9 protein-coding genes are annotated in these 12,339 nt (G+C 67.7%); 4 read left to right on the forward strand and 5 right to left on the reverse strand.

Going from position 1 to position 12,339, the window contains the following annotated elements; genetic code table 11:
• Nucleotides 1-4: 4 nt before the first annotated feature.
• Both QM732_RS05440 and QM732_RS05445 read right to left on the reverse strand, forming a co-directional pair.
• Entirely contained in the window at nucleotides 5-1,345 is a 1,341-nt protein-coding gene (locus QM732_RS05440) for a sigma-54-dependent transcriptional regulator (protein ID WP_415655170.1), read from the reverse strand.
• Nucleotides 1,338-3,218, reverse strand: coding sequence for a sensor histidine kinase (locus tag QM732_RS05445; protein WP_415655171.1), 1,881 nt, complete (start codon nucleotides 3,216-3,218; stop codon nucleotides 1,338-1,340). The genes QM732_RS05440 and QM732_RS05445 overlap by 8 nt, the downstream gene beginning before the upstream one ends.
• A 298-nt stretch (nucleotides 3,219-3,516) precedes the next feature.
• Between QM732_RS05445 and QM732_RS05450 the strand changes: the two genes are divergently transcribed.
• Genes QM732_RS05450 through QM732_RS05465 form a run of 4 tightly spaced genes read left to right on the forward strand, consistent with a single transcriptional unit; the run spans nucleotide 3,517 to nucleotide 7,073 of the window.
• Nucleotides 3,517-4,440, forward strand: a complete 924-nt coding sequence (locus tag QM732_RS05450; protein WP_415655172.1) for a branched-chain amino acid ABC transporter permease — start codon at nucleotides 3,517-3,519, stop codon at nucleotides 4,438-4,440.
• Between the two features lie 12 nt (nucleotides 4,441-4,452).
• Complete coding sequence (locus tag QM732_RS05455) at nucleotides 4,453-5,535, forward strand: branched-chain amino acid ABC transporter permease (RefSeq protein WP_415655173.1); 1,083 nt, start codon at nucleotides 4,453-4,455, stop codon at nucleotides 5,533-5,535.
• 13 nt (nucleotides 5,536-5,548) lie between these two features.
• Nucleotides 5,549-6,334 (forward strand): ABC transporter ATP-binding protein, encoded by a 786-nt coding sequence (locus QM732_RS05460; RefSeq protein ID WP_415655174.1) that lies wholly within the window; start codon nucleotides 5,549-5,551, stop codon nucleotides 6,332-6,334.
• A gap of 16 nt (nucleotides 6,335-6,350) precedes the next feature.
• A complete protein-coding gene (locus QM732_RS05465; protein WP_415655175.1) occupies nucleotides 6,351-7,073 on the forward strand; it encodes an ABC transporter ATP-binding protein in 723 nt (240 codons plus the stop codon).
• Nucleotides 7,074-7,309: 236 nt separating this feature from the next.
• Here QM732_RS05465 and QM732_RS05470 read toward each other — a convergent pair whose 3' ends face one another.
• The 3 genes from QM732_RS05470 to QM732_RS05480 form a co-directional block, all read right to left on the reverse strand.
• Entirely contained in the window at nucleotides 7,310-9,634 is a 2,325-nt protein-coding gene (locus QM732_RS05470; RefSeq protein ID WP_415655176.1) for an alkaline phosphatase D family protein, read from the reverse strand.
• Between the two features lie 13 nt (nucleotides 9,635-9,647).
• A complete protein-coding gene (locus QM732_RS05475; protein ID WP_415655177.1) occupies nucleotides 9,648-11,123 on the reverse strand; it encodes an OmpP1/FadL family transporter in 1,476 nt (491 codons plus the stop codon).
• A gap of 136 nt (nucleotides 11,124-11,259) precedes the next feature.
• Entirely contained in the window at nucleotides 11,260-12,315 is a 1,056-nt protein-coding gene (locus QM732_RS05480) for a Leu/Phe/Val dehydrogenase (protein ID WP_415655178.1), read from the reverse strand.
• Nucleotides 12,316-12,339: the final 24 nt, after the last annotated feature.

The following is a 12,339-nucleotide window of genomic DNA, read 5'->3' on the forward strand; positions in this document are numbered from 1 at the left end:
CCGATCAGCGGAAGGCGTCCAGCTGGATGCCATGCCGGTTCAGCTTGTCGTACAGCGTCTTGCGCGGCGTGCCCAGCAGCTCCATCGCGGCAGGCACCTTGCCCTGGGTGCGACGCAGCGCCTGCTCGATCAAGGCCTTCTCGACGACGTCCATCTGCCGCGCGAGATTGAGGCTTGGCACGGCCTGCAACGCGGCTTGCGGGTCGAGGTCGTCCAGTGCCAGCACGAAGCGATCGGCGGCATTGCGGATCTCGCGCACGTTGCCTGGCCAGTCATGCGCCATCAGACCGCGCAGCTTGTCTGACGTCAGTTCAGGCGCCGTGCGCTCGTAGCGGTCGCAGGCCTGCGCGACGAAATGTTCGAACAGCAGCGGCACGTCCTCGCGACGCTCGCGCAGTGGCGGCAGGGTCAGCGTCGCGATATTGAGGCGGTAGTAGAGGTCGCTGCGGAACTCGCCGCGATTGGACTGCTCGCGCAGGTCGGACTTGCTGGCTGCGATGAAGCGCACGTTCACCGGCAGTTCCTCGTTGGAGCCCAGTCGCTCGACTCGGCGCTCCTGCAGCACACGCAGCAGCTTGATCTGCAGCGCGATGGGCATGGTCTCGATCTCGTCCAGGAGCAGCGTGCCACCGTTGGCGTGCTCGATCTTGCCGATGCGGCGCTTGGCGGCGCTCGTGAATGAACCGGGTTCGTGACCGAACAGCTCGCTCTCGAACAATGCCTCGGGCAGGCCCCCGCAGTTGATGGCAACAAAGTGCCGGTCGCGGCGCGGGCTCTGGTCGTGCAGGCAGCGTGCCACCAGCTCCTTGCCGGTGCCGGTCTCGCCGACGATGAGTACGTCCGCCGACGTGCCGGCCAGGTTCAGCACTTGGCGGCGCAGTTGCTGCATGGCGGGAGACTGGCCCAGCAGCGCGGCCTCGATGCCGCTGGCGCGCTGCAGCTGGGCGCGCAGTTCGTCGGCGGAATGGCGCAGCGTACGCAGGTCCAGCGCGCGGCGGGCCACGTCCAGCAGGCGCTCGGGGGCGAAGGGCTTCTCGATGAAGTCGTAGGCCCCGGCGCGCATGGACTGCACGGCCATGGCCACGTCGCCATGGGCGGTGATGAGGATGGTGGGGATGGCGGGGTCGGTGGCCTGCACGTGGGCCAGCAGCGCGCGGCCGTCCATGCCGGGCAGGCGCACATCGGTGATGACGATGATCTGTGCGCCGGGCTGGATGTGAGGCAGGGCTTCCTCGGCGCTGCGGCAGGGCACGACGGCCAGCCCTTCCAGCTCGAGCGTCTGCGTGAGGCTGACTCGCACCGGCAGGTCGTCCTCGACGAACACGACCTTGTAACCCTCAAACATTGGCCTTCTCCTGCGCTTCCCATGTGTCGACAGCGAGGTCGAACTCGAAACTCATGCCGTGTTCTCCATTGCCCAGGCGCTCGGCCCGCAGCGTGCCGCCAAACTCCTGCACGATCTTGGCCGAGATGACCAGGCCCAGCCCCAGCCCTTCGCCAGCCGGCTTGGTGGTGAAGAAGGGCTCGAAGAGATGCGCCAGTTCCTCTTCGCCGACACCGGAGCCGCTGTCCTGCACCTGTACCAGCACGCGCCGCCCGCCTTCCTGCGCGACGGCCCGCACTCGCAGCCGGCGCTCGGTTTCCTGTTGCATGGCGTCGATGGCATTGCCGAACAGGTTGACGAGCACCTGCTCCAGCCGGTTGGCCTCGGCGCGTACGCGCAGGCCCGCAGGCACGTCGACCTCGGCCTGCAGGCCCATGGTGCGGCTGCGGTGCTCCAGCAGCAGCAGGGCGTTGTGCACGCAGTCCAGCAGCGCGACAGCGCCGGCCACCTGCTCGTCGGCCTTGCGCGCAAAACTCTTGAGCTGGCTGGTGATGCGGCTCATGCGCTCGACCATGTCGTCCATGATCTGCAGGTTGGCGCTCACGGCGTCTTGGCGGCCGCTCTCCAGCAGGCGGATCGAGTTGCGCGCCAGCGCTCGCAGCGCCGTCAGCGGCTGGTTGACCTCATGCGACAGCCCCGCCGACATCTGCCCCAGCACGGCCAGCTTGCTGGCCTGCAACAGTTCGCCCTCGGTCTGCAGGCGCTGCTCGATCTGGGTCTTGAGTGCGGCGTTGGTCTGGCGCAGCTCCGCCGTGCGGCTGTCCACCAGCTGCTCCAGCTGCGCATGGGTCTGGCGTAGCGCGGCCTGGGCTTGGGTGAGCTGGCGCAGTGCGCGCCGGCGTGACGACAGGTACAGCACCAGCAGACCGATGCTCGCGCCGAAGGCCGCGCCACCCCAGGCCGCGTACTGGGCGCGTTGCCGTACCTCGGTCAGGTCGGACAGCGCCACCAGGCGCAGCCCCAGCGGGACGATCTGTCGTTGCTGAGCCAGCATGGGCTTCGCGCCCGAGGCCGCACCGGAGCCGGGCAGCGGCAGCTTCACCTGCTGGCCCTGATGAACCTCCAGTGAGGCCGGCAGGTCCAGGTCCGGGCCGATGGCCTGCGGGTAGCGCGCGCTGGCCTGCAGGGCCTGGCGGCGCGATGGGTCGGCGTGGTCCAGCACGGCGTACTTCCAGGCCTGCACCGAACTCATGATGACGACGTCCTGGTCGTCGGCGACGAGGATGCGCTCGCCCTGGGAGCGCAGGCCCAGGTCCACCCAGGTCGCCTCCAGCGGCGCGAGGTTGAAGCGCACCACGATGACGCCCGCCGGCTGCCCGGCCTGGCGCAAAGGGTGCAGCAGATAGAAGTCGGTGCTGCCGGTGCCGGGATCGGCGGCGAAGAAGTGCACGCGGCCCTGGGCCAGGGCTTCGGCGAGGCGGGCCGGGGCGCTGAGTGCTTCGCTGGCGGCCAGCACCTCGCCCTGGGGCGTGGCGACGAAGATCTGGTGGGTGCCGGCGCGCACGTTGACGCGGGCCAGCATGCGGCTGGCCGCTCGGCGGGCCTGCTCGTCATCGGGAGCCTGCAGCAGCGCCTGCAATGTCGGGTCTATGGCCAGCAGGCTGGGCAGCGAGGCATGCCGGCCCAGCTCCGCGGCGAGGTTGCTGGCATAGAGCTCCAGCCTCTCGGTGCTGAGGGCCGACAGCTGCTCGCGGCCGCTGCGTTCACTCAAGCGGTGCGCAAGCACGAAACCGAGCACCATCAGCAGGCCGGCCAGGAAGAGATGGAAGCCCGGACGGCTCAGCAGCCGCAGCAGGTGCAGCGCGCGCGGGCGGGGGGAGTCGAGCACAACCATGGCAGAAGGGCCGTCTAGTGTGCCCATGCCAGGTGGGCGCCGACAGGCCTTGAGAGGGTTTTTTCGGGGCTGGCGGAGAACCGCCCGCCGTGTGTGCGGTTTGTGCGGATTTCCGCCCGGTTTTCCGTGGCACACACTCGTGAAATCTGACCGGTACCGCTCCCGAGGGACGGATCGAACGGTCGGCCGTTTCGGACCGTCGGTGAATACCCTTGAAACCTCGTGATTGGCACGAGGGTTGCGATTTGAGTCGGGTCCGTTGGCGCATGCTGCGCCCCAACAAAATCCTGGAGCCCTCATGGAGACTCTGATTCAACAGATCATCAACGGCCTGGTGCTCGGGAGCATGTATGCCCTCGTCGCGCTCGGCTACACGATGGTCTACGGCATCATCAACCTCATCAACTTCGCGCATGGCGAGATCCTGATGGTCGGCGCCATGGTCAGCTGGACGGTGGTCACGGCGCTGGGCGACGCTGGCCTGCCCGGGTGGCTGCTGATGCTGATCGGCCTGGCATGCGCCGTCGTCGTCTGCGCGGTGCTGAACTTCTCGGTCGAGAAGATCGCGTACCGGCCGCTGCGCAACGCACCACGGCTGGCACCACTGATCACCGCAATGGGCATGTCGCTGCTGCTGCAGGTGCTCGCGATGATCATCTGGAAACCCAATCCCAAGCCCTTCCCGCTGCTGCTGCCCACGACTCCGTTCGACCTGGGCGGTCCCGTCATCACGGTCACGCAGTGCCTGATCCTGGGGCTCACCGTGTGCATCCTGGCCGGGCTGATGTACCTCGTGAACTACACCAAGCTGGGCCGTGCGATGCGGGCCACCGCAGAGAACCCGCGCGTGGCCGGCCTGATGGGTGTGAAGCCGGACTTCATCATCTCGACGACCTTCGTCATCGGTGCTGCACTGGCCGCCGTGGCCGGCCTGATGTGGGCGGCCAACTACGGCACCGTGCAGCACACCATGGGCTTCATGCCGGGGCTGAAAGCCTTCACGGCCGCGGTGCTGGGAGGCATCGGCAATCTCGCCGGTGCCGTGGTCGGCGGCGTGCTGCTGGGCCTCATCGAGGCCATCGGCGCGGGCTACCTGGGCGATCTGACCGGTGGCGTGCTGGGCAGCCACTACGCGGACATCTTCGCCTTCATCGCCCTCATCCTCGTGCTGACGCTGCGTCCCTCGGGCCTGCTGGGCGAGCGCGTGGCCGATCGCGCCTGACGGAGGAACGCAATGCAAGCCAAGAAACTCATCACCTTCCTGATCGCCGCCGTGGGGCTGCTGGTCGTGCCGCTGTTCGCGCAGCAGTTCGGCAACGGCCCGGTGCGCATCATCGACCTGGCCCTGCTCTACGTGCTGCTGGCACTGGGCCTGAACATCGTCGTCGGCTATGCCGGGCTGCTGGACCTCGGCTATGTCGCGTTCTATGCGGTGGGTGCCTACATGTTCGCGCTGCTGGCCAGCCCGCACCTGAGCGAGAACTTCGAGGCCTTCCAGGCAGCGTTCCCTCAGGGGTTGCACTCGCCGCTGTGGATCGTCATCCCGCTGGCCGCCGGCATCGCGGCATTGTTCGGCGTCGTGCTGGGCGCGCCGACGCTCAAGTTGCGCGGCGACTACCTCGCCATCGTCACACTGGGCTTCGGCGAGATCATCCGCGTCTTCCTGAACAACCTGGAGTACCCGCTCAACATCACCAACGGCCCGCGCGGCATCGGCCAGATCGACTCCTTCCACTTCTTTGGCGTCAGCCTTGGCAAGTCGCTGCAGATCGGCGACTACACGCTGCCCTCGGTGACGCTGTACTACTACCTCTTCCTGGCCCTCGTCGTCGGCAGCGTCGTCATCTGCTATCGCCTGGAGCAGTCGCGCATCGGCCGCGCCTGGATGGCCATCCGCGAGGACGAGATTGCCGCCAAGGCCATGGGCATCAACACCCGCAACCTGAAGCTGCTGGCCTTTGGCATGGGTGCCACTTTCGGCGGCGTGGCCGGCTCGATGTTCGCCAGCTTCCAGGGCTTCGTCTCGCCCGAGTCGTTCAGCCTGCAGGAATCCATCATGATCGTCGCGATGGTCGTGCTGGGCGGCATCGGCCACATCCCCGGCGTCATCCTGGGTGCGCTGATGCTGGCGGCCCTGCCGGAAGTGCTGCGCTACGTGGCAGGTGACATCCAGAGCATGACCGGCGGCCGCATCGACGCCTCCATCCTGCGCCAACTGCTGGTTGCGCTGGCCATGATCACGATCATGCTGGTCCGTCCGCGCGGCCTGTGGCCTGCGCCGGAGCATGGCAAGGCTGCCCCCGTCGCCGCCAAGTGAATAGGGACCGACCATGAGCACCCACGACAACATCGTTCTCAACGTCAGCGGCGCGTCCAAGCGCTTCGGCGGCGTGCAGGCCCTGTCCGACGTCGGCATCCAGATCCAGCGCGGCCAGGTCTACGGCCTGATCGGCCCCAATGGCGCCGGCAAGACGACCTTCTTCAACGTCATCACCGGTCTGTACACGCCCGACGGCGGCAGCTTCTCGCTGGGCGGCACACCCTATACGCCGCAGGCCGTGCACCAGGTTGCCAAGGCCGGCATCGCGCGCACCTTCCAGAACATCCGCCTCTTTGCCGACATGACGGCCATCGAGAACGTCATGGTGGGCCGCCACATCCGCACCAAGTCCGGCCTGATCGGCGCGATCTTCCGTACGCCCGGGTTCAAGGCCGAGGAGGCCGCGATCAAGGCACGCGCCCAGGAGCTGCTGGACTACGTCGGCATTGGCAAGTACGCGGATTTCAAGGCCCGTACGCTGAGCTACGGCGACCAGCGTCGCCTGGAGATCGCCCGGGCCCTGGCCACCGATCCCCAGTTGATCGCGCTGGACGAGCCTGCCGCGGGCATGAACGCGACCGAGAAGGTCGTGCTGCGCGAGCTGATCGACCGCATCCGCAACGACGGCCGCACCATCCTGCTGATCGAGCATGACGTGAAGCTGGTCATGGGCCTGTGCGATCGCGTCACGGTGCTGGACTACGGCAAGCAGATCGCCGAGGGCACGCCGGCCGAGGTGCAGAACAACGAGAAGGTCATCGAGGCCTATCTCGGTGCCGGCCACAAGCCGCATTGAGCGAGGGACGAACCATATGGCAGAAGCAAAGCAAACCCTGCTCAAGGTCAGCGGCCTGAAGGTGGCCTATGGCGGCATCCAGGCCGTCAAGGGCGTGAGCTTCGAGGTGCGCGAGGGCGAACTGGTGTCGCTGATCGGCGCCAACGGCGCCGGCAAGACAACCACGCTGAAGGCCGTCACCGGACTGCAGCCCGTGGCGGCCGGAGAGGTGACGTATCTGGGAGAGTCCATCAAGGGCAAGGGCGCCTGGGACCTGGCCAAGAAGGGCCTGGTCATGGTGCCGGAGGGCCGTGGCACGTTCACGCGGATGACCATCGTCGAGAACCTGCAGATGGGGGCGTACAACCGCAACGATGGCGAGATCGAGTCCGACATGGACAAGGTGTTCGGCCTGTTCCCGCGGCTGAAGGAACGCGCCAAGCAGCTGGCAGGCACCATGTCCGGCGGCGAGCAGCAGATGCTGGCCATGGGCCGTGCGCTGATGGCCCGTCCCAAGGTGCTGCTGCTGGACGAGCCGTCCATGGGCCTGTCGCCCATCATGGTGGACAAGATCTTCGAGGTCGTGAACGACATCCACCAGCAAGGCGTCACCATCCTGCTGGTCGAGCAGAACGCCAGCCGCGCGTTGCAACTCGCCAATCGCGGCTACGTGATGGAGTCGGGCGAGGTGACGATGGACGGCGAGGGGCAGGCCCTGCTGAACGACCCCAAGGTCCGCGCGGCCTACCTCGGCGAATAGTCGGCCCGCTGCCTGCCGGCTTCACCGTGCAAGGGCCGGCGACCTTGGCCTGAGGTGGACACAAGGCGCCCTCGGGGTTCTTTGTGTCCGGCCTCAGCCTCTTGAGGGGACCCGGTGCACGGGCCGCTCTGGACGTCCGGAGCCGTCGAGGCCCATTGCGCCATTCGAGCGGCAAACACCCGCTGGACAAACAAGCGCCCGGCAATGCCGGGCGCTTGTGTTTGGAGCGGCTCGTCCTAGACCACGGTCACATCGGTCACGCCGGCTGCGACGCGAGCGGTCCTGACGCTGGCCACCGGCGTCGCTGGCGCCACGCCGCCGACCTGGCGCGCCATCTTCTTGAAGGTGCAGACCAGCTCGGTCTTGCTCAGCGACACGACGGCATAGCCCTGGGCGTCGCTGTCGACGTGCTTGATCCAGGGATTGTTGACCGGCGGTGCGGCGCCCGTCGTCGAGTTGGCGAAGGGGTTCAGGCGCTTGACGATCTCTGACGACGGTACGAGATTGGCCGGGATGCCCAGGGCCGTGGCCAGCGACTGCTGGATCAGGCCATAGAGCGTCATCGCCGCGACGGACTTGCCTGTAGCTGCCAGGTTGGCGATGAGGCTGGCGACCAGCGTCCCCATCGCACCGTTCTGCGTCTCGTCGAATGTATTGACGATGGCGCGGGACAGCGTGGCCGTTGGTGCGAAGGCCGCGGCCGGCACCTTCCCGGCGAGGATGGCTGCCTGTACGGCGGCCTGGATGGCGGCGGTGTTGCCGAGGTCGCTCACGCCCGCCGCCATCGCGATGGCGGCGCTCAGCATCTGGATGGCGATGGCCTCCGCCTCGAACTCACTGGTAGCCACCAGGGGCTTGAGCGCCGCGAAGGCGGGTTGCGTGGCTGCACTGTAGAAATAGCTGAAGTTGGAATTGCTGGACACGCCTGCCGTGACGAGGTCGACCATGGCGGGTAGCCGGGTCACCGCGTCGTAGTCGGCCATCACCACGCCGGCGTAGAAGGCATGGATGTCGCCGGTGACCGCGACGACGTTCTTCACACCCTTGGCCAGGAGTTGGCCCATCAGGTACTTGCGCTCTGCGTTGAAGCCGTCCCATTGGTCGGCGTTCAGCACGAACTTGGCCTTGAAGGCGGCCGGTGCAGTGGGGATCTGGTTGCCGTCCATACCCATGCGCAGCAGCGAGACCTCGTTGCCCCAGACTTTCCACAGCGCGGTGGAGGTGGTCATGGTCTGCACCCACCACTGGCGCTGTGCTCCGCCCAGCACGCTGACCAGGGCAAGCGGGTCGGGCAGTGCGGCGCCGGCCTGCAGCTTGGCAGCCTCGACGCTGGTCAGCGTCGCCTGCGGAACCAGGTAGCGCGCGCCGATGGAGCCGACCGGCTGGCCCGTCAACGGGCTGGGCGCGGCCTCGGGGATGAGGTGATCTGCGCGGTACAGGCGCTGGTCGGTCATGACCAGGTGCATCAGCTTGCCGAACTTCAGGTCGCGGTAGATGCGGATGCCGGTGATGCCCTGGCCGGGATCCAGCGTGAAGCTGATGTCGGCCGGCATGTTCTCGAACCAGGCCTGGTTGGCCGCCAGGCGGCGCGGGGTCTGTGCGGTGTTGTCGCCGACGCCGGTGGCTGCGTTGAACGTGCCGTTGTCGTAGGTCTCGCGGTCCTGCCAGCAATCGTCACTGAACTCGTGGTCATCCCAGATGGCGACGAAGGCGAAGCGCTCGTGCAGGTTCTGCAGGCGGCGGTCGGTGCGGTAGCGTTTGTAGAGATAGCGATAGTCGGCCAGGGTTGTCGCGTACTTGCCGCCGGTGGGAAGTGTTGTGCCGTTGGGCAGGCTGAGCGCGACGTGGGCGCTCTCGACGCCGCCGGCCTGGTAGTCGGCACCGACGGCCTCGTAGATGTAGTCACCCAGGTGGACGACGAAGTCGATGTTCTCCTGGGCCAGCGTGTCCAGGCCGGCCCAGTGGTTCACGCTCCAGTCCTGGCAGGAGATGAAGGCGAAGTTCAGCGCGTTGTTGTCGGTCTCGGCGGCCGGGGCCGTCTTGAATCGGCCTACGCGCGAGGTGTTGCTGCCGGCGGTGAACTGGTAGTAGTAGACCGTCTCGGCCTTCAGGCCGCTGATGCGGTGGCGCAGCGTGTGGTCGTAGAACTCATAGACCGGCACGTCGGCGGTGGCGTCGGCCGTGCCGGTCAGGGCAGTGGTCGTGCCCAGCAGGGCGGCATTGCCGGCGGCGCTGCTGATGGTGAGCTTGACCGTGTAGCTGCCGGCGCCGCCGGCGCTGGCAACGTCATCGGCCGTGCTCGGCACGACCCGGGCCCACAGTACGGCACCGTCCGGTTTGGGGTCGCCCGAGGCGACTGATTGCGGGAACTTGTAGGCGCCGCTGGCAGCAGGGGTGGCTGGCAACGGTGTGCTGCTGCCGGGGAAGGTGGCTGGCAGCGGCTGGATGGGCGTGCCGGCGTCACCGCCGCCACAGCCGACCAGGCTGGACAGCGCCGTGGAGGCGGTGATCAGCGCACCCGCTTGGGCGGCGCTGCGGCGTAGGAAATTGCGGCGATCCATGGTGTTCGCCTCCTCAGAACTTGTAGTTGAACTGGACACCGACGATGGTGGCCTTGGTGGTGTAGTTGCCCCGCGCGGTGGAGTAGGCGCAGTTGCAGGGCGTTTCGCCGTCGCCGTCGTCGGTGGCTTCCATGGCCGCATCCTTCAGCTTCACATGGCCGAAGGAGAGGTCGACGCTGGCGCTGTCGGTGAGCGCCCAGTTGGCGCCCAGTGCGTACCAGGTGCGGTGGGCGTCGGGCAGGGCCGGGCTGCGGGTGCTGGAGGGTACGGGCGAGCGGTCCATGCTGAAGCCCGTCCGTAGCAGCAGTGCCGGCATCACACGCCATTGCGCGCCGACGGAGACCTTGCTGCTGTCCTTCCAGTGCTCGGCGGTGATGGAGTCGGCGGTTGAATTCGCGAAGTCAATGCGCAGCTGCTTGAGCCGCGAGTCGCGCGTCCAGGTGAAGTCGGCCATGACTGCGATGGTGGGCGTCAGCTGGTGGAAGCCGTGCAGCGACAGCGACTCGGGCGTATGCACAGAGAGGCTCGCATCGGAGTCGTTGTGGTCCAGCGCCGAGACGCCGTTGTAGGGCGATGCCGTGATGGCGGCCAGCACGTTGGCGGGCAGGTTGTTCGGTTGCGTCCAGTCAGCGCTGCCCTTGAGCTTGTGGCTGACGCCGCTTCGGTAGGCTGCCCCCAGACGCGTGCCTGCCATGGGCTCCCATAGCAGGGCGAGGTTGAAGCCCAGGCCCCAGTCCTTGCCCTTGATGGCGATGGATCCGTCATAGGCCGGGTCGCCAAAGATCTGCGCGGCCTGTTGCTGCAACTGCAGTGCCAGGCCGGGAGCGCCGCCGGCGGCCGCCTGGTGGGCGGCGTTGAGCAGGCCGGCCGCGTAGACCGAGGCATAGGGTACGGCGCGGCGCAGCTTGCCGTCCATGTACTCCAGGTTGAGGCCGGCCGCCAGCGACAGGTCGGCCCTGGGCTTGAAGGCGATGTTGGGATTGATCGACAGGGACTGCAATTCGACCTTCTGCAGGTTGTAGCGGCCTCCCCAGTCGGGTCGGTAGTTCAGCTTGGTGCCCCAGGGCACGAACACGCCCAGGCCGTAGGCCAGCGTATCGGAGTCCTTGTAGCTCAGGTAGGCATGGGGAACGACGACCGGCTTGGTGAAGTCCAGCGTGTCGCCAACCGCGCTGATGGGGCGCGACGCCAGGCCGGAGCCGGGCAGCGAGATGGTGGAGCCCGCATCGGTGAAGCGGGCTTTCGCGTCCAGGTAGTCCAGCACGCCAGAGAAGTTCCAGCCCGGGGACAGCCGCGTAATGCCGGCGGGGTTGGCGAACAGCGTGCTGGCGTCAGCCGCTTCGGCGGCATTGGCATTGGCCGTGCCTTCGGCCGCGGCACTCTGTGTGCCGAAACGGTAGCCAGCGGCCTCGACCGTGAGGGCTAGCGGCAGCAGCGCAAGGGCGACCAGCAGCGGGCGCAGGGCGCCCGCGGGACGAGGATTGCTCATGAGGGTGTCTCCGTAATCTTGCGTAACCGCAGCGATTGTGCGCAACGGCTGTGTCGGCCGTAGGACAAGACAAACCCTGGACTTGAGAGGCCTCTCTAGTGTTGGCTGGGCGCAACCACCCAGCCAACCCGGGGGCTCAGGCTGGCCGAACCAGCTTGGAGCGCGCCCAGTCGTCGGCCACGCGCGCGGGCGTGGAATCGGCCGTCTGCACGCGCTGCAGCAACTCCTCGACGCGTCCGGCGATGCGGCTCACCTCGGCCATCACTGCGGCTTCCTCGCCTTCGTTGCGGTATTCGCGGGCGACGCTGATGATGCCGCCCGCATTCACCAGGTAGTCGGGCAGGTAGCAGATGCCGCGGCGCTGCAGCGCGTCGCCATCGGCAGGCGTGGCGAGCTGGTTGTTGGCTGCGCCGGCGATCAGCCGGGCCCGGATGGCCGGCACGGTCTGCTCGTTGAGCGCGGCGCCCAGGGCACAGGGGGCCAGCACGTCCACGTCGGCTGCCAGGATCTCGGCCACGTTCACGGCCGTGGCGCCGAACTGCGTGACGGCGCGTTCCACCTTGGAGACATCGACGTCGGCAACGACCAGCTTTGCACCTGCCTGGTGCAGGAACTCGGCCAGATGCCAGCCCACCGCGCCAAGGCCCTGCAGCGCGACGCGCACGCCTTCGAGCGACGAGCGGCCCAGCACGATGCGGGCACCAGCCTGGATGGAAACGAAAACGCCCCAGGCCGTCTTGGGGCTGGGGTCGCCGCCGAAGGCGCCTTCGCGCGGGATGCCGCTGACAAAGGGCGTCTGCGCCTGCATGCCGCGCATGTCGGCCGTGGTCGTGCCGACGTCCTCGGCGGTGATGTAGGCGCCGGCCAGCGACTGCACGGCGCGGCCGAAGGCGGCGAACAGGGCAGGGCGGTCGAAGGCGCCTTCGGGCTTCAGGATGACGGCCTTGCCACCACCGAAGGGCAGGTCGGCCAGCGCATTCTTCAGGCTCATGCCCTGGGACAGGCGCAGCGCGTCGTTCAGCGCCGCGGCGTCGGACTCGTAGTGCCACAGGCGGCAACCGCCAAAAGCGGGGCCGCGGGCGGTGCTGTGCACGGCGAGGATGGCCTTCAGGCCGGTGGCCGGGTCGGTGGCGAGCAGCACGCGCTCATGGGGGGCTTGCTCGGGCAGGCCGAAGAGGGACGTCGGGGTCATGGTCTATCGCGCTTGTGGCGCCGC

Source organism: Roseateles sp. (assembly GCF_047654805.1).
Classification (GTDB): Bacteria; Pseudomonadota; Gammaproteobacteria; order Burkholderiales; family Burkholderiaceae_C; genus Pelomonas.